The following is a 21,510-nucleotide window of genomic DNA, read 5'->3' on the forward strand; positions in this document are numbered from 1 at the left end:
AGTCTTTTCATTCGGATCGAGGGGCTTCGCCGCAGGACTGGCGCACGACCAGGCGGCACGGCAATCTGGTGATGCCGGCAGGGACCGGTTCGCCCTTGGAGAGGCTGAGGATTGCCAGGCCGGCGCGATGGCCGAGTTCCTTCAATTCCATGTCGATGGTGGTCAGCGGCGGGCGCGTCTGCCGCGACACGACTTCCCAATTGTCGAAGCCGACGACGGCGACATCAGCCGGAATCTCCACATTGAGGTCGCGCAGCGCGTCGATGACGCCTCGGGCGATCTCGTCGCTGCCGCAGAAGATGGCGTCGGGTTTGGCGCCGGGCCGGGCAAACACCGTCTGAACGGCTTCGTGACCCCATTCCTCCGACCAGTCGCCAAACATCGCTTCAGCACCGTCCCCGCAGGCGTCGAGATAGGATTGGGCGCGGATGCGAGCGGCCAGGTAGTCCCGCGGGCCGGTGATGTGGAGGATCCGCGATCGGCCCAGTTCCTTCAGATGCTCGACGGCGAGGCGGGCGCCCTGTTCGTCGTCGGGAAAGAAGGTGACGCTGTCGGCCGGTCCCTCGGCAAAGACATAGACGACGGGTATCGGCAGGCGGGACAGTTGCACCGGCGGCTTGAGGTCGAGACGGGTCGCGGTGAATATTATGCCGTCGACCTGCCTGTCGAGAAGCGCCTCCAGATGCAGCTGGGCGAGCCGCGGATCGTTGTTCGTGGTGCAGAGGAAGACGGACACACCGTGATCGACGAGCACTTCGGAAACCCCTGCCGCCATCGGCAGCGTCAATCTCCCATAGGTATCGTTCGTCAGCATGCCGATCGCATGGCTTCGTTTGCTTAGCAACCCACGGGCGAGTGCGTTGGGGCGAAATCCGATCTCCTCCGCCACGCGCCGAACCCGCTCGCGGGTCTCCGCATTTGTCCGACCGGTGCCGTTCAGCGCGTTCGACGCCGTCGAAATGCTGACGCCCGCGGCCTTCGCCACGTCGTAAATCGTCCGTCTCCGGTCACCGGTATTCTTCAAGCCGCGCCTCGTATCCAAACTGTGCTAAAAGCTTTTAGCAGAAAAAAATGTGCTGTTAAAAGGTTTTATCAGTCAGGCATCAGATTTATGCACACAGACTGTCGACACCAAAAAATTTCTGATCTAACCTCCTTCTTGTCCGAAGGCCTGAGGCCTGAACGAGAAAAAGGGGAACAAGCATGCTTCGACTGAAAACAACGATCACCGCTCTTGCGCTGCTGGCAAGCTCTTCTCTCGCCAGCGCTGACGAAATCACCCTATGGGTGCGTACCTCGTCCGGCGCCGTCCTGCAGGGACTGGCCGACAAATACAACGCCTCGCACTCCGACAAGGTCAACGTTACCCAGATCACAGCAGAGCAGATGGTACCGAAGCTGGGCGCGGCGATTGCCGGCAGCGCGGCTCCTGACGGCGCCGTGCTCGACCTGATCTATCTCCCGACCTTTGCTGCGGCCGATGGTCTCGAAGATATTTCCGACTTCGTGAAGGGCCTGCCCTATTCCTCGGCCATGAGCCCGTCCCACATCCGCCTTGCCACCTATGACGGCAAGATCTACGGCGTGCCGGCCCTGCCGGATGCCTCGATCATCGCCTATAACACCGATCTCTTTACCAAGGCCGGCCTCGATCCCAGCAAGGCGCCGGCATCGATGGAGGAGATCGCCGCCGATGCCAAGAAGATCACCGCACTCGGCAACGAGACCTACGGCTTCTATTTCGTGGCCAATTCGGGAAGTTGGCTGATCTACGATTTCCTGCCGCATCTCTGGGCGGCCAATGCCGATGTGCTGAGCGATGATGGCCGCAGCGCCACCGTCGACACGCCGGCACTGCGCGAAACCATTGCCGCCTATCGCGATATGTGGAAGGCCGGTGCGATCCATCCGACCTCGCGTTCGGGCAACGGCAACAACGCCGTCGAAGCCTTTGCCTCGGGCAAGGTCGGCATCCTGATGACCGGCTCCTACATCGTCAATCTGCTGACCAGCAAATATCCCGACGTCAAGTTCGCCGTCGCACCGATCCCGGGGCCGAAGGGTGGCGCATCGAGCTTTGCCGGTGGCGACACGCTTTCGCTCATCAAGGGTATCAGCGAAGAGAAGAAGAAGGTCGCGCTCGACTTCGTCAATTTCTACATGCAGCCCGAGCAGCAGGTCTATATCACCCAGGAATCGGGGATGCCGTCGCGAACCGACCTTGCCGCGGAAGCCTATGCGAAATTCGATCCGCGCAATCTCGTTGCCTACGATATCCTCGCCAAGGCCCGTACGCCCTACACATTTTCGTCCGACGAACTCTTCGTTAGCCGCACTGGTCCCTTCCTCAATCTGATCCAGGGCACTATCTTTGGTGACGACGTCGACGGAACGATCGCGAAGACGCAGGCCGACTTCTCCCGCATCCTCGAGCGCACCAATCCGAACTGAGCCCGATGGGCTTCGGCAGGGTGTCCGCGGATGCCCTGCCGTCCGTTCACGTCCAGACATTCAAACGGAAGGAGGAGTTGCGGTGATATCCTCGACACTTCGCAACCGGAGGCGCACCGTCGCAACCGGAGAACCCGAGCCGAAGGGATGGCTTGGCCTTGCCTTCATCCTGCCGGGCTTGCTGTTCATCGTCGTGCTCTTCCTCGTGCCGCTTGTCATGACGGTCTGGATGAGCTTCTACAACTGGCCGCTTCTCGGCCGGACGAAGTTCATCGGCCTTTCCAATTATGCCGAACTGATCGGCGATACCCAGCTCTGGCATTCCCTCGGCTTCACGCTGCTCTACACGGTGCTGGTCACGGCTGCGATCTTCCTGGTGGCCTTTCCGCTGGCGCTGCTCGTCGACCGGCCGCTGCGGATCGCCGGCTTTTTCCGCACGATCTATTTCATGCCTGTCGTCATCGGCTTCGGGGCCGCCTCTACATTGTGGATGTGGCTGCTCAATCCCGACAGCGGCGTGTTTGCGCAGCTGTTGCGCGGCGCGGGCATCATCGACAGCGCGCCGAGGCCGCTCGAAAGCTTCTGGCCGGCGCTCGGCGTCGTCATCCTGATGGTCGTCTGGAAGACCGCAGGCTTCACGATGATCATTCTCCTGACCGGTCTTCAGAGCATATCGAACGACGTCATCGAAGCCGCCAGGATCGACGGCGCCAGCGTCTGGAGCCGGTTTCGCCGGATCACGCTGCCTCTGATGAGAAACTCCGTCGTGCTGGCGCTCGTCCTGAACGTCACCTCGTCGATCCTGGCCTTCGACCAGTTTTTTATCATCACCCAGGGCGGCCCGGCAAACAGCACGATCTCGGCGGTGTTCTCGATCTATCTCGCCTCGTTCTCATCCTACCGTCTCGGCTACGGCTCGGCGATCTCCTTCGCCCTGCTCGTCGTGCTGGTGGCGATCAGCGCGATCCAGTTCGTCCTGCTGCGCCAGCGGCCGGAGGAGGGCTGATGGAGCGGCTCAACCATAATCTCGCACCGAAGCCGGCAAGCGAACGCCTCGGCACTCTCGCCTTCATTCTGACGGCATGCGTCTTTGCCGTCTTCTTCGTGATGCCGATCGTCTGGTCCTTCGCGAATTCCCTCAAGCCGGCGGCCGCAGCACTTGCCGATCCGGCGGCGCTTTTCTCGAAAGCCTTCTCGCTGGAAAACTACCGTCGCCTCGAGCATGTCGGCGCCGGCTGGTATGTCTATGCCCGCAATTCGGTGCTGATTGCCGCTGGAACTGTAGCCCTGACGGTGCTCGTCTCGGTGCCGGCGGGATACGGTTTTTCGAAATTCCGCTTTCCCGGCCAGTCGCTGCTCTTCGTGCTGATCATGGCGACGATGATGATCCCGTTCCAGTCGATCCTGACGCCGCTTTTCCTGATCCTGAAAGTCTTCCACCTGCAGAACAGCCTTCTCGGCCTGGTGCTGATCTACGTAACTTTCCAGCTTCCCTTTTCCGTCTTCATGATGCGCAACGCCTTCGATGCGGTGCCGAAGGCCCTGATCGAGGCGGCGCGGATAGACGGTGCATCGCAGGCGACGATCCTGTGCCGGATCATGTTGCCGATCGCGCTTCCCGGTGTTGCCACCGTCGCCATGTTCGCCTTCCTGAATTCGTGGAACGAATTCCTCGCAGCCCTCATCTTTCTGTCCGACCAGAACAAGTTCACCCTGCCGATCATGCTGGTGAACGTTTCCTCAGGCATCTACGGCATCATCGACTGGGGCGCGCTGCAGGCCGGCATCGCTGTGACCATGGTCCCCTGCATCCTGCTTTTCCTTCTCTTGCAACGATATTACGTGCGCGGCCTGACGGCCGGCGCCGTGAAGTAACAGCGCCCGTTCCGCTCAGGAGTCATCATGTCCAGTTCACCTCGCTTTCAACCGGCACGCGCGGCGCGACCGCAGCGATACAGGCCCGCCGATCATTCCAGTGTCGTGTTCGATGGCGGCTTCTGGCAAAGCTGGACGGAGACGGTCCGCGACGTCACGATCCCGACGCAGCACAAGCGGCTGGAGGAGGAGGGCTTCCTCGAAGTGCTCGATTTCGACAAGCCGGCCGGGCCACTGGTGCGCCCGATCCAGCCGAGCGGGCTGTCGATGCAGCATTTCTTCGATTCCGATTTCGGCAAATGGATCGAGGCCGCGAGTTATACACTGAAGGCTCATCCGGATGCCGCGCTGGAAGCGAAGATCGACGCCATCGTCGAAAAGCTTGAAAAAGGGCAGATGGCAGATGGTTACCTCAATAGCTGGTTCATTCGCCGCGAGCCGGAAAAGCGCTGGACCAATCTGCGCGACCTACACGAGATGTATTCGATGGGCCACCTGCTCGAAGGGGCGGTCGCCTATTACGAGGCGACGGGAAAGCGCCGCTTCCTCGATGTGATGATCCGCGCCGTCGACCATATCATCGCCACCTTCGGCGCGGAGCCCGGAAAGCTCAGGGGCTACGATGCCCATGAGGAAATCGAGCTGGCGCTGGTCAAGCTCTACCGCGTGACGCGCGATCCGCGGCATCTGCAGCTTGCGACCTATTTCGTCGACGAGCGCGGCCGGATACCCTCCTATTACGATGAGGAGGCGCGCAAGCGCGGCGAGAGCCCGGAAGACTACGTCTACAAGACCTATGCCTACAGCCAGGCCCATATGCCGGTGCGCGACCAGCACCAGGTCGTCGGCCATGCGGTCCGCGCCATGTATCTGTTCTCGGCGATGGCGGATCTCTCCTGCGAGAACGACGATCCGATATTGAAAGAAGCCTGCGACCGGCTTTTCGACAATCTGGTCAGCCGCCAGCTCTATGTAACCGGCGGCCTTGGCCCGTCGGCATCCAACGAAGGGTTCACGCGCGAATTCGACCTGCCGAACGAGACGGCCTATGCCGAGACCTGCGCGGCTGTTGCTCTCGGCTTCTGGAGCCACCGCATGGCGCAGGTCGATCTTGACAGCAGGTTCACCGACAAGCTTGAAACGGTGCTCTTCAACGGCGCGCTCTCCGGTATCTCGCGGGACGGCGAGCATTATTTCTACGAGAACGTCCTTGAGAGCCATGGGCAGCACCGCCGCTGGAAATGGCACTACTGCCCCTGCTGCCCGACGAACATCGCCCGCTTCATCACCTCGCTCGGCCAGTATTTCTATTCCACTCGCGACGATGAGCTCGCTGTCCATCTCTACGGCACCAATTCTGCCGAGCTAACGGTCGGCGACAATTTCGTGCGCCTGACGCAGAAGACGTCATATCCCTGGGACGGCGACATCAGCCTGCGGTTCGCCGTCGAGCGGCCGAGCCGGTTTCAGCTTCGTCTTCGCATTCCCGGATGGTGCCGGGACGCCAAGATTTCCGTCAATGGCGTTGCCGTCGATCTCGATCAATGCGTGACGAACGGTTATGCGGCGATTTCGCGGGAATGGCAGAATGGTGACGAAGTTCGCATCGGCCTGTCGATGCCGGTCGAGCGTATCTACGCGCATCCTGCCGTCTCCGAAGACGCCGGACGCGTGGCGCTGCGGCGCGGCCCCGTCGTCTACTGCATCGAGGAGACCGATGTCGGCGGCGAGCCGCAACGGCTGCGCCTGCCGGCCTCCCGGGACATTTCCGCCCGCTACGATGCCGCGCTTCTCGGCGGAGCGGCCGTCCTCGAAGGCATCGCGCTCGAAGCCGATACGTCCGATTGGCAGAATGCGCTTTATCGCACCGCGCGCCCTTCGCTGAAGGAGCGACCCTTCACGGCGATCCCCTACCACCTCTGGGCCAATCGCGAGCCCGGTGCGATGGCGATCTGGCTTCAGGAAGTCTAGGAGAAAACGATGGCACGACTAGAACTCAAGAGCGTCGTCAAGTCCTATGGCATCTACGAGGCCGTCCGCGGCATCAGCCTTGACATCGAGGACAATGAATTCGTCGTTTTCGTCGGTCCCTCGGGATGCGGAAAATCAACAACATTGCGGATGATCGCGGGTCTCGAACATATCACTGGCGGCGAGATCATCATCGGTGACCAGGTCGTCAACCGGCTCGGCCCGGGCAAACGCGACATAGCCATGGTCTTTCAGAACTACGCGCTCTATCCGCACATGACGGTGCGCGAGAATATTTCATTTTGCCTGGAGCAGCAGAAACTTGCCAGGAGCGAGATCGACGCCCGTATCGTCAGGGCGGCCGAAACCCTGCATATCAGCGAGCTGCTTGGCCGGCGTCCGGGCCAGCTTTCGGGCGGCCAGCGCCAGCGTGTAGCAATGGGGCGCGCCATCGTGCGAAATCCGAAGGTCTTTCTCTTCGACGAACCGCTGTCCAATCTCGATGCCAAGCTTCGCGTCCAGATGCGCACGGAAATCAAGCGGCTGCATCAGCTGTTGCCGACGACGACAGTCTACGTCACTCATGACCAGGTCGAGGCGATGACGATGGCGGATCGTGTCGTGGTCATGAATGGCGGCATCATCGAGCAGGCCGGGCGGCCACAGGCGCTCTATCATCGCCCCGTCAGCCAGTTCGTCGCCGGCTTCATCGGTTCGCCGTCGATGAATTTCCTCTCCGCGACCCTGCTTGCCGGAGAGAAGGGCCTCGTCGTCCAACTGACAGACGGCAACGAGCTTCCCGTGCCGGAGGCGCGCGTCGGCGATTACATCAGCCATGCCGGCAAACCGGTCGTCTTCGGCATCCGGCCGGAATCGATCACCGACCGCCAGACCCGTCCCGGATATGCCGACATCGAAGCGAAGATTGATCTTGTGGAACCGTTGGGGCCGGAGACCATGGTCTATTTCGCCATCGGCGAGGCAAATCTTTGCGCCTGCATCGATCCGGAAAGCGGCCCCAGGCCGATGTCGACGATGCCGCTGTCGTTCAACATGAACCAGATGCATCTGTTCGATCCGGCGACCGGCCGGTCGCTTGCGCTTGCCTGACGAGCCGGCAGACGTGAAAAGGCCGGCAGCCGCTGTCCGCGATTGCCGGCCTTGTTGTTGTCTCAGGCCGCCTGGCGGATCTTGGACGGGCGCGTCGCGGCGGCCTTTTCGACCATCGCGGTGACTTCGGCGCGGCGGGCGCCCGAAAGCGGCAGGCGCGGCAGGCGGACGCGTTCGGAGCCGCGACCCATGATCTGCTCGGCAAGCTTGATCGACTGCACGAGGTCGTGTTCGGCATCGAGATGCAGAAGCGGCATGAACCAGCGGTAGATCTTGCGGGCCTCTTCCCAGTCGCCGCGTTCGGCGGCGGCAACGAGCTGCACGGATTCCTGCGGGAAGGCGCTGGTGAGGCCGGAGACCCAGCCCTTGGCTCCGAGCATCAGGCCTTCGAGCGCGACGTCGTCAAGGCCGGCGAAGATATCGAAACGATCGCCGAATTCATTGATAAGGTCGGTGAAGCGGCGCGGATCCGGCGCGCTTTCCTTGACGGCCTTGATATTCGGTACATCGGCAAGCACCTTCAGCACATCGACGCCGATGTTGACGCGATATGCCGGCGGGTTGTTGTAGAGCATGATCGGCAGCGAGGTCGCTTCCGCGACGGTGCGGAAATGAGCGATCAGCTCTTCCGGCTTCGGCACATAGACCATGGCCGGCAGCAGCATCAGCCCATCGGCGCCAAGCTTTTCGGCATCGCGAGCATAGGCGACGGCGCGGCGCGTGTCGAATTCGGAGACGCCCGTCACGACGGGAACACGTCCGCTGACCACCTCGACGGCGGCTTTCAGGATCGTGCGCTTCTCATCGGGATCGAGCGAATTGTTCTCGCCGCAGGTGCCCATCACGATCAGCCCGTTGACGCCGTCGTTGACGAGCGCGTCCTGGACACGCTGGGTGGCGGTGAGATCTACGGAAAGATCTTCGTTGAACTGCGTCGTTACGGCGGGAAATACGCCCTTCCATCCTGTTGTCATCATTCGTCTCCTTGAAATCTATCACGCTTATATACAAACTGTCGACACGACACAATGATCTTGTTGCGGGAAGCAGCGGAAACGCAATACAAGGGTTTCATGAAAGAGGATGGACAGATGGAGAAGGAAGCGGAAAATGTGCGGGTGCGCGGCTCGGGCACGCAGAGCGTCTATGTGACGCTGCGCCGGGAAATCCTGTCGATGGCGCTGGAACCCGGCAGCCCGCTCGATGAAGTCCGGTTATCGGAACGCTTCGGGATGTCGCGGACACCCATTCGCGAAGCGCTGTTGCGGCTTGCCGCCGATGGGCTGGTCACTACCTTGCCGAACCGGAACACGATCGTTGCGCCGATCGATTTCGCAAGCCTGCCCACCTATTTCGAAGCGCTGACGTTGATGTACCGGGTCACGACGCGCGGGGCCGCCGAGCGGCGAAACGGCGACATCATGAAGAACATCCGCCTGCATCAGAAGGACTTCGCCGATGCCGTTGCCGCGCGCGACGCCTATGCGATGATCGAGGCGAACCGCGAATTTCACGTGGCGATCGCCGACCTTGCCGGCAATGCCTATTACACGACTTTCTTCACAAGGTTGCTCGACGAGGGCCGGCGCATCCTTCGCCTTTATTATTCGGCCTTCGACGACCGTCTGCCGCGCCAGTATGTCGACGAACATGAGGAGATGATTGCCGCGATCGAGGCCGGCGACGCCGAGCGCGCCGACCAACTGGCGATCGCTCACGCCGCGCAGATCGTCCGTCAGATTCAGGACTATATCGCCCGCGACCTCGACCGGCCGGTGGCGATCAACTTATCCTGAAGCGGCTGAGCACAGGAAGAACAGGAAAACGACATGTCGTGGCAGCACCCCGTACCCCGCATAACCGACGACGAAAGGCGGGTCCGCCTGTCGAGGCTTAGGGAGAGGATCGAGGCCGAAGGACTGGCCGGCATACTTCTCGGCTCGACCGAAAGCCTGCGCTATTTCACCGGGCTCGTCTGGCATCCGAGCGAAAGGTTCCTCGGGGCGCTCGTCACGCCCACGGCCGTTTCCTACATCGTTCCGGGCTTCGAGCGCAGTCGCGTCGAAACCCTGGCGCATCTGCCAGGGGAAATTCTTGTCTGGGAAGAGGAGGAGAGCAGTGCTGCCCTCATCTCCCGGCTTCTGGGCCGAAGCGGCACGCTTGCCCTCGACGACGATCTGCCGCTTTTCTTCTATCACGCACTGGCAGCGGTGGTGGGGGCCGAAAGGCTGGCCGATGGCGGGCGGCTGATCCGCGGCCTGCGCCGCATCAAGTCGGAGGCGGAGATCGCGCTCATCCAATATGCGATGAACTTGACGCTCGACGTCCACAGGCAGGTGCATGCGCTGTTGAAGCCGGGCGTGAGGGCATCCGAGGTGGTCGATTTCATCGATCGCCGGCATCGCCAGGCCGGCGCCGACGACGGGTCGACATTCGCAATCGTCTCCTTCGGCGCGGCGACCTCGCTCCCGCATGGCGCCGACGGCGATCAGGTCCTTGGCCAGGGCGACGTCATTCTGGTCGATACCGGCTGCCGGATCGACGGTTATCATTCCGACATCACCAGGACTTATATGCTGGAGGGCGGCGACAGCGCCTTCGAGCGCGCCTGGTGGATCGAACGCGAGGCGCAGCAGGCCGTTTTCGACGCAGCCCGGATCGGCGTGGCCTGCTCAATCCTCGACGATGCCGCCCGCAAGGTGCTTGCCCGGCACTCCCTCGGCCCCGATTACCGCCTGCCGGGACTGCCGCATCGTGCCGGTCATGGCCTCGGGCTGGAGATCCATGAAGAGCCCTATATCGTTCGCGGCAACGATACGCCTCTTGCCGCCGGCATGTGCTTTTCCAACGAACCGATGATCGTCTTTCCCGAAAAATTCGGGATCCGGCTGGAGGACCATATCACCATGACTGCCGAAGGCCCGCGCTGGTTCACCAATCCGGCGGCGGGACCGACCGAGCCGTTCTCCTGAACGGCGCCGTCTCCCGCCCGCTCAGGCCGAGCCGGTTTTTCAGGTGGCCGTCAGGCTGGGCAGAAACACCTCGTACAACAATGCGGCAGGGGCTCTCCACTGGTCGGGAGAATCGTAATTGCCGGTGGCAATGGCAAGGACGAAGTCAAAGCGCGGGAAAACAAACAGCCGCTGCCCGCCATTTCCAATTGCGGCGATGAAGCGCTCGCCATAGGTCCCAGTCCTATCCGTGATGGCTTCCTCACCCACATACCACAGGTAGCCGTAATGCATTCCCGGCCAGCCGATATCGACCATCGCGGCGGGCTGGAAACTCTGGTCCAGCCAGGATTTGGGAACGACGGAACGACCGTCCGATCTGCCACCGTCCAATATCATCTGCCCAATTCGAGCCAGCGAGCGTGGCGCCATCCGCAGCCCCGATGCGGCCGATGCCTTGCCGTCTTGGCCACGGATCCACTCGATGGTGTCGATCCCGAGAGGGGAGAACAGCTTTTCGCTTGCGAATTCCGGCAAGGATTGACCGGTGCCTTGCTCAATGATCTTGCCAAGCAGTGCAACAGCCCCGCCACTGTAGATCCATCCGCGTCCGGGCTCCGCAAGGATCGGGCGGTCGAGGATGAAGCGATAGCGATCCTGCGCCTGTTCCATGGCGATCTCGCTGTTGGCCGCATCAGTATAGGGCGCATTTTCGTTCCACTCCATGGCAAGCGTCATCGTCAACGCATGTCGGATGGTCACTCGTCTGCGCTGCGGGTCGCTGGCAAGATCGGAGTATTCGGGAAACTGCTTGATGATCGGTTCATCAAGCGCCGGCACGCGACCCTCTTCAAGTGCGATGCCATAGAGCAGACCGACGATGCTTTTGGTGACGGATCTGATATCGTGGAGCGTGTCCGGCCCGAATCTGACATTCCCGAGCGGCCGCCCCCACGTCATGTCGTTGCCGTCGAAATACCGCTCGAAGACGATACGGCCGCCGCGAAGGGCTACGACCCCATGCAGGCCCGCAAGCCTGCCACTTTTCTCCAAGTCGTCAAAGCGTTTTACTGGATCGGACTTGAATCCCGTCTCGCCCAAAGCGGCAATCTGTAGGTCGGTATGCTTTCCATATGCGATAGTCGGCGTCGTGCTCACCATGATCGTCGCTCCGATATGTCTGGGGATCTCGCTGCAATTTATTCGGGGGGTCATTGCTAGCCAATTCTGGCGTGAAATTCCATCGGGCTTTCGCCGAGCTCAACCGGAAAGGTGTTGCCAGTCTCGCCAGCGATGACATCTGAGCTCCGAACGACGGCCTCGATCTCGGGCCGCCGCGCCGTGAGCCTTTCATCCCAGTAGCTCGATCACGTTCTCAAAATCGGACCGATTCATCGCGTTCGCTGCATCTCAATCCTGAAGGCCGGCCGCGCTCGCGGCCTTGAGCTTGACCTCGATGACCGGGACCACGACCTTGGGCCGGCGCACCGGCAGGACGAATGTCAGCTCGTCCTCGGCGACGGGGAACTGGGTATTCGCCCACAATGTGTTGCTGGACGGGCGCAGCCAGGTAACCTCGCTGCCGTCATGCAGGAATTGCGCATATTCGATCTTCCCCGCCAGCGCATCGAAATGCAGATGGCGATAGGGCCAGTTGAAGAGGTGGATGTAGAGGCTGTCGCCATTCTGGGTCAGCCGGCAATCGGCCGGGGCGGTAAAGTCGGACTGAGTGCAGCCGATGATGCTGCGCTCGTGCACTGCCATCCACTCCTCATACGTGGCAAGGGCTGATATCGCACGGTGATCGAGCGTGCCGCGAGCCGTCGGCCCAACGTTCATCAGGAGGTTGCCGCCCATGGCGACGGTGCCAATCAGCATCTGTACCAGTTGCTCGGCACTTTTCCAGGTATCCTCATCGCGGTGATAACCCCAGGAGCCGCTGAGCGTATGGCAGGCCTCCCAGACGACGCGCCTGCTGTCGCGTTTCGGCCAGGCGCGCGGCATATATTGCTCCGGCGTGACGATGTCGGGCTGCAGGCCGGCGAGATCGAGCCGGTTGTTGATGATGATATCGGGGGCAAGCTCGCGCACCAGGCGCACGAGTTTCTCGCTTTCCCAGTCCCGATGGCCTTTGCCGACCAGTTCTCCGAGTTTCCACTGCGGATAGCTGAAATCGAACCACGTGATGTCGATCTGGCCGAACTCGGTCAGCAACTCGCGCACCTGCTCGCGCATGAAGGCTGCATAGCGCTTGATGTCGCGGCCTTCGTTGATCTTCATCGCATCTGGATGATTGCGCTGCGGGTGGCGCGGATCGACGGTGAAGTCGGGGTGATGCCAGTCGATCAGCGAGTAGTAGAAGCCGATCCTCAGGCCCTCCGCGCGAAAGGCATCGACAAAGGGGCGCAGCAGATCTTTTCCGTAAGGCGTGTTGGTCACCTTGAAATCGGTCGCCTTGGTGTCCCAGAGGCAGAAGCCTTCGTGGTGCTTGGTCGTCAGCACCACATATTTCATGCCCGCAGCCTTTGCGCGTCTTGCCCATTCTCTGGGATCGTAGAGATCGGGATCGAAATGATCGAAATATTTCTGGTAGTCGGCGTCGTTCAATTCTTCGCGGCTTTTGACCCATTCATGACGGGCCGGCAGGGCGTAGAGCCCCCAATGCACGAACATGCCGAACCGGTCGTGGACGAACCAGGCCTTCTTCTCCTCGGGCAAGGCCAGTGACTGCAGATTGTCGCCATCCATGGATATTCCTCCTGTTCCAAGCTTTAAGAGTTGGAGCATGATGTCGTCCGAAAACCGCTCACACTTTTCGGCATCCTACTCCGGTGGTGTTCAGGTTGTTTCGCGAACGATGAGCTCGGGCACGATGACGATGCCGTGCTGACGGTTCTTGGTGGCGATGCGGCTGAGCAGCAGGCGCACCGCCTCCTCGCCCATTTCCCGCTTCTGTACCCGCAAAGTGGTGAGTGCCGGAGACAGCAGCTCGGCCGTCGGTATGTCGTCGAAACCGATCAGGGCAATCTGCTCGGGGATCGAAATGCCGGCAGCCCGGCAGGCCTTCATGGCGCCGATCGCATTGAGGTCGTTGTAGCATACGAGGGCGTCGATTCCGGGCGCTTCCGCTAGCAATTGTGCTGCCGCCGTCTGTCCGCCCGCCGCGGTCGGATCGCAATAGACGATGCCTTCCGCCTTGAGCCCGTGGGCCGCCAGCGTCTTGCGGAAACCGATGAGACGGCTCTTGCCGCCGAACGAACTGCGCGGTCCCGCGACGATCGCGATCTTGCGGCGCCCGCGCTCGACCAGGTGATCGATGGCGCGGGAGGCCCCGGTCTCATAGTCCGTGACGATCGTTCCCGCGACCTCGGGAGGGGCCTCGCGGTTGATCAGCACAACGGCGCGGTGAGGTGCTAGCGCCTTGTGCAGGGCGGCATCCGGAAGCCGCGCGCTGCAGACGATGATCCCGTCGACCCGATGGCGCAGCAGCGCTTCGATGAGTTCACCCTCGCGTTTGCTGTTCTCGACGACATTGGAGAGCAGCAGGTTGTAGCCGGCGGCAGTCGCCGCATCCTCGGCCCCCCGGATGACCTCGGGAAAGAACGGGTTGGTGATGTCGGGAACGAGAAGGCCGATGGTCTTCGATCGATCGGAGCGCAATCCGCGCGCAAAGGGATTGGGCCGGTAATTGAGTTCGCTGGCCGCCAAGATAATGCGCTGAGTGGTCTCCGCGCTGGCGCCGCCCTGGTCGTTGAGCACGCGCGACACGGTCATCGGCGACACGCCTGCGGCGCGGGCGACATCGGCGATGGTTATTTTGGATTCTGGCTCTTTGGGGCGGCTCAACTGGGATGTCTCTTTAAACGGCAGGAGTTTGAGATAACGATAACTAACATAATTTCCGGGAAAGCCAAGGCGGTTCCGGACTCAGAGTGCGACAACAAAAAACTCTTTGACAGATTTTAACGGTAACGATAACGTAATTGAAAGAGGAGAATACGTTAACGATAACCTGGAACACGATCGTTGGGAGGAGAGAAATGCAGCACGTCAGAATTCTACGACGGCAGGTCGTTTCGACCATTGCCGCGGCGATCCTCATTGGCTCCAGTTGGGCGGGCGCCGCCTTCGGCTTTCAGGAGGCACCGGAACTTAAGGCGCTCGTTGATTCCGGCAAGCTGCCGCCGGTCGACCAGCGGCTGCCCAAGGAACCGCTTGTGCTTACGCCGCTGGAATCGGTCGGCACCTATGGCGGCACGTGGCGCACGGCCACCTTTGGTGGCGGCGACAGCGAGATCGAGCGTTCGATTGGCTATACCAGGCTGGTCCGCTGGAACCCCGAGTGGACCGAGGTGATCCCCGATATCGCCAAGAGCGTCGAGGTCAATGACAATGCCACCGAATATACCTTCACCCTGCGAGCGGGCACGCGCTGGTCGGACGGCGAGCCCTTTACCGCCGACGATCTGGTGTGGTGGAGCGAGAACGTGCTGCGCAACACCAAGATCACGCCGGCCGCGCCCGACTGGCTGACCGCGGGCGGAGAGACCGTCAAGGTCGAGAAGCTCGCCGACGACAAGATCGTCTTCAAGTTTGCCGCGCCGAATGGCCTCTTCTTGATGAATATGGCGACCGTGCGGGGCTCCGATATCCTGGCGGCCGCACCGGCGCACTACCTCAAGCACTTCCACAAGGATTTCAATCCCGACGGCATCGACGCCCTGGTAAAGGCGGCGGGGGCAACCGACTGGGTCCAACTCTTCAACAACAAGATCGGCTTTCCCGGCCGCTGGCGAGATCTCGGCCGCCCGACGCTCGATGCCTGGGTGCTGACCGCGCCCTATAACGGCACCACCCAGGTGGTCGCCGAACGCAATCCATATTACGCCAAGGTGGATACGGCCGGAAACCAGCTTCCCTACTTCGACCGCATCACCATCGATGTGATGCAGGATACCCAGGCGATCATCCTGAAGGCGATCAGCGGCGAAATCGACATGCAGAACCGCTTCATCGAGACGACGGATGCCCGCACCGTGATCGTGCAGAACCAGCAAAAGGGCGGCTACGGCCTCTTCGTCGCCCGGCCGGCATGGTCGAATGCCCTGCTGATCACCCTGAACCAGACCCATAAGAATCCGGCCTTGCGCGCCGTCTTTTCCAACAAGGATTTCCGCATCGGCCTCAGCTACGCCATCAACCGCGAAGAGCTCAACCAGCTGATCTATGCCGGACAAGCCAAACCCTATCAGGCCGCACCCCGCGAAGGCAGTGCGCTCTACGACGAGAAAATGGCGACGCAGTATCTGGAATATAATGTCGATCTCGCCAATCAGTATCTCGACAAGGCAGGCCTGACCAAACATGACGCCGAAGGCTATCGCCTCGGCCAGGACGGCAAGCGGATCACCTTTGCGATCGACGCCTTGACGGGAAGCCCGATCCAGATCGACGCCCTCGAGATGATCCAGCGCTACTGGCGGGCCGTCGGCATCGACATGCAGCCCCGCCCGGCCGAACGTTCGCTGATCTTCTCCCGCCTGCAGAACAATGAGAATGACGGCCTTGGATGGGTTGGCGGCGGCGGCTACGACTTCCTCGGCCTGCTCGATCCCAAATGGTATTTCCCGCACGAATACGAGTCGAGCTTCGCGACGGCCTGGGGCCTCTATTACCAGAACCCCAAGGATCCGAACGCTGAGGAGCCGAGCCCCGCTGCCAAGAAGCAGATGGATCTCTACCGGCAGGTGCAGGAAGCCCCGATTCTTGAAAAGCAGCTGGCCGCAATGAAGGAGCTGCTTTCGATCACCCGTGACGAATTCTACGTCATCGGCACGAACCTGGAGCCGGACCGCGTCGGCATCGTCAAGACCAATATGCGCAATGTCCCGAAGGTCATTCCCAGCACGTCCTTCTACATGACGCCGGGACCGGCAAAGCCGGAGACCTTCTACTACCAGCAATAAAGACAAATGATCGGCGGGAATGGCGTCCGTGGGCGCCATTCCACCACCAGCCCCGCCCAATCCCAATCCGATCGGCGATCGCCGGTTGAAGGAGCTTGAACATGGCCGGCTTCGTCATCAGACGTCTGCTCTACATGATCCCGATGATGTTCGCGATCTCGGTCGTGACCTTCATCATCATCCAGTTGCCGCCCGGCGACTTCCTGACCGCGATGACCGCGCGTCTGGCCTCGCAGAACGAAACGATCGATCCGGGCGTCATCGCCGGCCTGCGCGAGCGCTATGGCCTCGATCAGCCATGGGCAATCCAATACTGGAAATGGATCAGCGGCATCCTGCTGCGCGGCGATTTCGGCCAGTCCCTCGATTGGAACAAGCCGGTCAGCGAGCTGATCTGGGCGCGCATGGGCATGACGATGGTGGTCTCGGTCACCACGCTGCTCTTCGTCTGGGCGGTGGCCTTTCCGATCGGCATCTACTCGGCCGTGCGGCAATATTCGGTGGGCGACTACGTCGCCACCTTCTTCGGCTTCCTCGGCCTCGCCATCCCGAACTTCCTGCTGGCGCTCGTGCTGATGTTCGTTTCGTCGCAGTATTTCGGCCAAAGCGTCGGCGGGCTGTTTTCGCCCGCCTATATCAACGCGGCCTGGAGCTGGGCCAAGCTCGGCGATCTCATCTCCCATATGTGGATACCGGTCGTCGTGCTCGGCACCGGCGCCACCGCGGCGCTGATCCGCATCATGCGCGCCAACCTGCTCGACGAGCTCAACAAGCCCTATGTCGATATGGCGCGCGCCCGGGGTTTGAGCGAAATCCGGCTGCTGCTGAAATATCCGGTGCGCGTGGCGCTCAACCCCTTCGTCTCCACAGTCGGCTGGGTGCTGCCGCACCTCGTCTCGGGCTCGGTGGTGGTTTCGATCGTCCTCAGCCTGCCGATCACAGGGCCGCTTCTGCTCAATGCGCTGTTTGCCCAGGACATGTATCTGGCCGGCACCTTCATCCTGCTGATGAGCATGCTGACCCTCATCGGCACGCTGATCTCGGATCTGCTGCTCGCCTGGCTCGATCCCCGCATTCGCAACGGATGAAGGACATACAAAATGACAGATCAAGCCATCGCGCTGTCGCCTGAACCCGTCCAAAACGCTGACGCCCTGGCCGGACAATGGAAGCTCATCTGGTGGCGCTTCTGCCGTCATCGGCTGGCGCTCGCCGCAGGCATCGTCATCTTCCTGATCTACCTGGTCGCCCTATTCGCCGACGTCCTCGCCCCGGTTTCGTCGCAGACCTACGATTCCCGCTACACCTATGCGCCGCCCCAGCAGCTCAGATTCGCCGGCTACGATGCGGCGGGCGGATTTCATCCGCTTTATGTCAACGGCTATTCGATGAAGGTCGACCCGATCGCACTCAGCCGCGATTACGCGCCCGATCCGGCCATCGTCATTTCTGTCGGCTTCTTCGTGAAAGGCGAACCCTATCGGCTCTGGGGGCTGTTCAATTTTGATCGGCACCTTATCGGTCCGGTCGAGATGGGCAAGCCGTTCTACCTGTTCGGCGCCGACCGGTTGGGCCGCGACGTCTTCAGCCGGACGGTCCATGGCACTCGTGTCTCGATGTCCGTGGGCCTGATAGGCGTCGCGATCAGCCTCGTTCTCGGCATCATCCTAGGCGGTATCTCCGGCCTCTATGGCGGCTGGGTAGACGATGTGATCCAGCGCTGCATCGAGCTCATCAACTCGATCCCGACCATCCCACTGTGGATGGGCCTCGCGGCCGCCGTTCCAATCAGCGCCGATCCGGTCCTGGTCTATCTCTGGATCACGGTCATCCTTTCGCTGATCGGCTGGACTGACCTTGCGCGCGTGGTGCGCGGCCGCTTCCTGTCGCTGAAGACCGAGGATTTCGTCATCGCCGCCGGTCTCGATGGCTGTTCCCGGATGCGCATCATCTGGCGGCACATGGTTCCGTCCTTCATGAGCCACATCATCGCCTCGGTGACGCTCGCCATCCCGACGATGATCCTGGCCGAAACCGCGCTCTCCTTCCTCGGCATCGGCCTGCGTCCACCTGTCGTCAGCTGGGGCGTGCTGCTGCAGGAAGCGCAGAACATCCTCGCGGTTTCCAGCGCACCCTGGCTGTTTCTTCCTGGCATCGCGGTGATCGTCACGGTGCTCGCCCTCAATTTCCTCGGTGATGGATTACGCGATGCTGCAGATCCCTATGAATACTGACTCCAATTTCGCCGCCGCCGGCGGGCGGCGCGCCGATCGCGACCCGCTGATCGAGGTCGACGATCTCAGAACCCACTTCTTCGGCGGTTTGGGCACGATCAGGGCGGTCGACGGCGTCTCCTTCACCGTCCCGCGCGGCAAGACGGTCTGCGTTGTCGGCGAATCCGGTTCGGGCAAGAGCATCACCGGCCGCTCGATCCTCAATCAGGTTCCGCGTGGCGGCCGCATCGTCTCGGGCGCGATCCGCTACCGGCCCGATCCGGACGCACCCGCCGTCGATCTCGCGGCGCTCGATCCGCGCGGCCGTGACATGCGGGCGATCCGCGGCGCTCAGATCGGCCTGATCAGCCAGGAGCCGATGGCCGCCCTTTCGCCCGTCCATACGATCGGCAACCAGATGGTGGAAGTGATCCGCCTGCATCTGAAGATGGGCCGCAAGGAGGCGCGCGAGCATGCGATCGAGACCCTGGCTCTGGTCGGCATTCCCCGGCCGGCCGAGCGCATGGAAAGTTACGCATTCCAGTTTTCCGGCGGCATGCGCCAGCGCGTCTGCATTGCGCTGGCGCTCGCCTGTCGCCCGAAGCTGCTGATCGCCGACGAGCCAACCACGGCGCTCGATGTCACCACCCAGGCCAACATCCTCGATCTCCTGGCCTCGCTGCAGGCCGAATTCGGGCTCTCGGTGTTGTTCGTCACCCATGATCTCGGCGTGGTCGCCGAGATCGCCGACGAGGTCGTCGTTATGTATGTCGGCCGGGTTGTGGAGGCGGGCGACGTCGACACGATCTTCCACGCGCCGGCCCATCCCTACACCAAGGCGCTGCTGCAGTCGGTGCCGCGCATGCATGGGCAACCCAGCGAACGGCTCGCGGTCATCGACGGCATGGTGCCTTCGCGCTTCGCCCGGCCTGAAGGCTGCAGCTTCCATCCCCGATGCAAGCAGGCGAGGGCGGGCCTTTGCGACCGGAATGACCCTCAATCCGTCGTCATCGGCGACGGGCACGTCGCCAGCTGTCTGCTTTACGAAGGAGGACGATGATGGCCGGTCCCGCGACACCACGCAGCCCGCTGCTCGAACTCAACGACCTCAGGATGCATTTCCCCATTCGCAAGGGCGCGTTCCGGCACGTGGTCGGGCACGTCAAGGCGGTCGACGGCGTTTCGCTTCGCGTCGAGGACGGCGAGACGCTTGGCATCGTCGGCGAATCCGGTTGCGGCAAGTCGACGCTTGCCCGCACCGTCCTGCGCATCTATCGGCCGACGAGCGGGGAAATCCGCTACCGCGACCGCAGCGGCGGCACGGTCGATCTCGCCGGGTTGTCGGGTCCTACCCTCAAGGAAATCCACCGCGACCTGCGCATGGTGTTCCAGGACCCGCAATCCTCGCTCAATCCGCGCCTTCCCGTGATCGACATCATCGGCGAGGTCCTTAGCGTCAACGGCATCGTCAAGGGCCGGGAACTCGAGCACCGGGTCGCCGATCTGATGCAGAGCGTCGGCTTGCGGCCCGAATATATGCGCCGCTATCCCCATGCTTTCTCCGGCGGTGAGCGCCAGCGCATCGGCATCGCCCGGGCGCTGGCGTCCAATCCGCGCCTCGTCATCGCCGACGAGGCCGTCTCGGCGCTCGACGTTAGCGTGCAGGCACAAACCATCAACTTGCTGCAGGACCTGCAGGAGCAGTTCGGGCTGACCTATCTCTTTGTCGCCCACGATCTCTCGGTCGTCCGGCACATCTCCGACAATATCGCCGTGATGTATGTCGGCCGGGTCGTCGAAAAGGCTCCGACCGAGCAGATCTTTTCGCGCCCGCTCCACCCCTACACCGAAGCGCTGCTCTCAGCCGTGCCGATCGCCGATCCGAGGATGCGCCGCCACGGCCAGCGTATCCGGCTGGCGGGCGAGGTTGCCGATCCGGCCCATCCGCCGCCCGGCTGCGCATTTCATCCGCGCTGCCGCTACGCCACCGAGCTTTGTAAGCAGGAGGTGCCGGCCCTGCGCACTGTCACAGCTGACAGGCACGCAGTCGCCTGCCATCACGCCGAAGCTTTGAGCCTCAATCCCTTTGCCGATCGTACCATTCCGGAGTTCAATTGATGCCCGATTTCATTCCACGCTCCGAGCAGCGTCCTATTGTGGATACCTCCTCCAAGACGCTTGATCTCATTTACTTCGATCTCGTCATGCTTGCCTCCAACGAGCAGGACACCCGGCGATTGCTCACGCACGAAAGCCTCTACGTCGTGCTGTCGGGTCGGGTGGATATCGAGGTGGATGAGATCATGTTCGAAGCTGTGGGCCGGCGAGCCGATATCTGGGGAGGCGATGCCGACTCGGTTTACGCGCCGGTCGGCGCCAATGTCCGGATATCGGCTCACGGCGGACCTGCGGAAGTCGCCATTGCCGGCGGCCTCTGCGACACACGCTACGCCCCGTTCCGGGTCACGCCCGATGAGGTCGACGCGGTCAATGTCGGCTCGCCGGACACACACAGCCAGCGGCGGATCGTCCACCTGCTCGGCCAGCGACAGAACGGACGCTGCGGCAACCTGCTGGTCAGCGAACTCTATGCCGGCGAGGGCTGCTGGTCCGGCTATCCCCCACACAAGCACGACACCGAAGACGGCGATGCCGAGACCCGGCACGAGGAGCTCTATCACTACCGCTTCCAGCCCGAGACCGGCTTCGGCAGCCAGATCGCCTATGACGAGGACGGCCCGGTCAAGATCCTGATGACCCGCCACGGCGATACTTTCCTGCTCGACCGGGGTTACCACCCGACGGCCACCTCGCCGGGGCATCGCGGCTATATCTTCACCATCCTGGTCGGCAAGCACCGCCGGGGGCTGATCCAGCGCTTCGATCCTGCCCATCAGCATCTGACCAAAACCATCCCCGGCATCGATGCGATGCGCGACAAGTTCAAATGATCAGGCTTCTGCCGCATTGCGG

Annotated in this window: 18 protein-coding genes; 13 read left to right on the plus strand and 5 right to left on the minus strand. The window is 61.9% G+C overall.

Going from position 1 to position 21,510, the window contains the following annotated elements:
• Positions 1-7 precede the first annotated feature (7 nt).
• A complete protein-coding gene (locus EFB14_RS10195) occupies positions 8-1,024 on the minus strand; it encodes a LacI family DNA-binding transcriptional regulator (protein ID WP_126824949.1) in 1,017 nt (338 codons plus the stop codon).
• 179 nt (positions 1,025-1,203) lie between these two features.
• Between EFB14_RS10195 and EFB14_RS10200 the strand changes: the two genes are divergently transcribed.
• From EFB14_RS10200 to EFB14_RS10220, 5 genes are all read left to right on the plus strand, one after another.
• Entirely contained in the window at positions 1,204-2,451 is a 1,248-nt protein-coding gene (locus EFB14_RS10200; RefSeq protein WP_126824952.1) for an ABC transporter substrate-binding protein, read from the plus strand.
• Between the two features lie 82 nt (positions 2,452-2,533).
• On the plus strand, positions 2,534-3,457 hold the full coding sequence (locus tag EFB14_RS10205; RefSeq protein ID WP_126824955.1) for a carbohydrate ABC transporter permease: 924 nt from the start codon (positions 2,534-2,536) through the stop codon (positions 3,455-3,457).
• Positions 3,457-4,326, plus strand: a complete 870-nt coding sequence (locus EFB14_RS10210; RefSeq protein ID WP_126824958.1) for a carbohydrate ABC transporter permease — start codon at positions 3,457-3,459, stop codon at positions 4,324-4,326. The genes EFB14_RS10205 and EFB14_RS10210 overlap by 1 nt, the downstream gene beginning before the upstream one ends.
• A 27-nt stretch (positions 4,327-4,353) precedes the next feature.
• Positions 4,354-6,297 (plus strand): glycoside hydrolase family 127 protein, encoded by a 1,944-nt coding sequence (locus tag EFB14_RS10215; protein ID WP_126824962.1) that lies wholly within the window; start codon positions 4,354-4,356, stop codon positions 6,295-6,297.
• 9 nt (positions 6,298-6,306) lie between these two features.
• Positions 6,307-7,407, plus strand: a complete 1,101-nt coding sequence (locus tag EFB14_RS10220) for an ABC transporter ATP-binding protein (RefSeq protein ID WP_126824965.1) — start codon at positions 6,307-6,309, stop codon at positions 7,405-7,407.
• Positions 7,408-7,469: 62 nt separating this feature from the next.
• On the opposite strand, the gene EFB14_RS10225 is transcribed toward EFB14_RS10220, so the two are convergent.
• Positions 7,470-8,381 carry a dihydrodipicolinate synthase family protein gene (locus EFB14_RS10225; protein ID WP_126825307.1) on the minus strand — a complete coding sequence of 304 codons (912 nt, stop codon included), beginning with the start codon at positions 8,379-8,381 and terminating at the stop codon, positions 7,470-7,472.
• A 117-nt stretch (positions 8,382-8,498) separates the two neighbouring features.
• On the opposite strand from EFB14_RS10225, the gene EFB14_RS10230 reads away from it, so the two are divergent.
• Together EFB14_RS10230 and EFB14_RS10235 are read left to right on the plus strand one after the other, a co-directional pair.
• Positions 8,499-9,203: a GntR family transcriptional regulator gene (locus EFB14_RS10230; protein ID WP_126824968.1), complete on the plus strand. Its 705-nt coding sequence runs from the start codon at positions 8,499-8,501 to the stop codon at positions 9,201-9,203.
• Positions 9,204-9,236: 33 nt separating this feature from the next.
• The gene (locus EFB14_RS10235) at positions 9,237-10,379 is read left to right on the plus strand and encodes a M24 family metallopeptidase (RefSeq protein ID WP_126824979.1); all 1,143 of its coding nucleotides are present in this window, start codon (positions 9,237-9,239) and stop codon (positions 10,377-10,379) included.
• A gap of 39 nt (positions 10,380-10,418) precedes the next feature.
• Here the strand turns inward: EFB14_RS10235 and EFB14_RS10240 are convergent, their stop codons facing one another.
• The 3 genes from EFB14_RS10240 to EFB14_RS10250 form a co-directional block, all read right to left on the minus strand.
• A complete protein-coding gene (locus tag EFB14_RS10240) occupies positions 10,419-11,519 on the minus strand; it encodes a serine hydrolase domain-containing protein (protein ID WP_208661851.1) in 1,101 nt (366 codons plus the stop codon).
• A gap of 249 nt (positions 11,520-11,768) precedes the next feature.
• Complete coding sequence (locus tag EFB14_RS10245; RefSeq protein ID WP_126824983.1) at positions 11,769-13,106, minus strand: alpha-L-fucosidase; 1,338 nt, start codon at positions 13,104-13,106, stop codon at positions 11,769-11,771.
• A 90-nt stretch (positions 13,107-13,196) separates the two neighbouring features.
• Positions 13,197-14,204 (minus strand): LacI family DNA-binding transcriptional regulator, encoded by a 1,008-nt coding sequence (locus EFB14_RS10250; protein WP_126824986.1) that lies wholly within the window; start codon positions 14,202-14,204, stop codon positions 13,197-13,199.
• 194 nt (positions 14,205-14,398) lie between these two features.
• Between EFB14_RS10250 and EFB14_RS10255 the strand changes: the two genes are divergently transcribed.
• From EFB14_RS10255 to EFB14_RS10280, 6 genes are all read left to right on the plus strand, one after another.
• Positions 14,399-16,324, plus strand: a complete 1,926-nt coding sequence (locus EFB14_RS10255) for an ABC transporter substrate-binding protein (RefSeq protein WP_126824990.1) — start codon at positions 14,399-14,401, stop codon at positions 16,322-16,324.
• A gap of 101 nt (positions 16,325-16,425) precedes the next feature.
• Entirely contained in the window at positions 16,426-17,412 is a 987-nt protein-coding gene (locus EFB14_RS10260; protein WP_126824993.1) for an ABC transporter permease, read from the plus strand.
• Positions 17,413-17,424: 12 nt separating this feature from the next.
• Entirely contained in the window at positions 17,425-18,558 is a 1,134-nt protein-coding gene (locus tag EFB14_RS10265; protein WP_126824996.1) for an ABC transporter permease, read from the plus strand.
• Positions 18,548-19,597, plus strand: coding sequence for an ABC transporter ATP-binding protein (locus EFB14_RS10270; protein ID WP_125843043.1), 1,050 nt, complete (start codon positions 18,548-18,550; stop codon positions 19,595-19,597). Before EFB14_RS10265 ends, EFB14_RS10270 begins: the two co-directional genes overlap by 11 nt.
• Complete coding sequence (locus tag EFB14_RS10275; RefSeq protein ID WP_126825313.1) at positions 19,597-20,655, plus strand: ABC transporter ATP-binding protein; 1,059 nt, start codon at positions 19,597-19,599, stop codon at positions 20,653-20,655. Before EFB14_RS10270 ends, EFB14_RS10275 begins: the two co-directional genes overlap by 1 nt.
• The gene (locus EFB14_RS10280) at positions 20,655-21,488 is read left to right on the plus strand and encodes a 5-deoxy-glucuronate isomerase (protein WP_126825001.1); all 834 of its coding nucleotides are present in this window, start codon (positions 20,655-20,657) and stop codon (positions 21,486-21,488) included. The genes EFB14_RS10275 and EFB14_RS10280 overlap by 1 nt, the downstream gene beginning before the upstream one ends.
• The last annotated feature ends 22 nt before the right edge of the window (positions 21,489-21,510 follow it).

The organism is Rhizobium fabae (assembly GCF_003985135.1).
Taxonomy (GTDB): domain Bacteria; phylum Pseudomonadota; class Alphaproteobacteria; order Rhizobiales; family Rhizobiaceae; genus Rhizobium; species Rhizobium pisi.

Bases quoted from the DNA above. Each gene is read 5' to 3' on its own strand.
- EFB14_RS10200 (WP_126824952.1), top strand. From the start codon at position 1,204: ATGCTTCGACTGAAAACAACGATCACCGCTCTTGCGCTGCTGGCAAGC.
- EFB14_RS10210 (WP_126824958.1), top strand. From the start codon at position 3,457: ATGGAGCGGCTCAACCATAATCTCGCACCGAAGCCGGCAAGCGAACGC.
- EFB14_RS10215 (WP_126824962.1), top strand. From the start codon at position 4,354: ATGTCCAGTTCACCTCGCTTTCAACCGGCACGCGCGGCGCGACCGCAG.
- EFB14_RS10220 (WP_126824965.1), top strand. From the start codon at position 6,307: ATGGCACGACTAGAACTCAAGAGCGTCGTCAAGTCCTATGGCATCTAC.
- EFB14_RS10225 (WP_126825307.1), bottom strand. From the start codon at position 8,381: ATGACAACAGGATGGAAGGGCGTATTTCCCGCCGTAACGACGCAGTTC.
- EFB14_RS10230 (WP_126824968.1), top strand. From the start codon at position 8,499: ATGGAGAAGGAAGCGGAAAATGTGCGGGTGCGCGGCTCGGGCACGCAG.
- EFB14_RS10235 (WP_126824979.1), top strand. From the start codon at position 9,237: ATGTCGTGGCAGCACCCCGTACCCCGCATAACCGACGACGAAAGGCGG.
- EFB14_RS10240 (WP_208661851.1), bottom strand. From the start codon at position 11,519: ATGGTGAGCACGACGCCGACTATCGCATATGGAAAGCATACCGACCTA.
- EFB14_RS10245 (WP_126824983.1), bottom strand. From the start codon at position 13,106: ATGGATGGCGACAATCTGCAGTCACTGGCCTTGCCCGAGGAGAAGAAG.
- EFB14_RS10255 (WP_126824990.1), top strand. From the start codon at position 14,399: ATGCAGCACGTCAGAATTCTACGACGGCAGGTCGTTTCGACCATTGCC.
- EFB14_RS10260 (WP_126824993.1), top strand. From the start codon at position 16,426: ATGGCCGGCTTCGTCATCAGACGTCTGCTCTACATGATCCCGATGATG.
- EFB14_RS10265 (WP_126824996.1), top strand. From the start codon at position 17,425: ATGACAGATCAAGCCATCGCGCTGTCGCCTGAACCCGTCCAAAACGCT.
- EFB14_RS10270 (WP_125843043.1), top strand. From the start codon at position 18,548: ATGAATACTGACTCCAATTTCGCCGCCGCCGGCGGGCGGCGCGCCGAT.
- EFB14_RS10275 (WP_126825313.1), top strand. From the start codon at position 19,597: ATGGCCGGTCCCGCGACACCACGCAGCCCGCTGCTCGAACTCAACGAC.
- EFB14_RS10280 (WP_126825001.1), top strand. From the start codon at position 20,655: ATGCCCGATTTCATTCCACGCTCCGAGCAGCGTCCTATTGTGGATACC.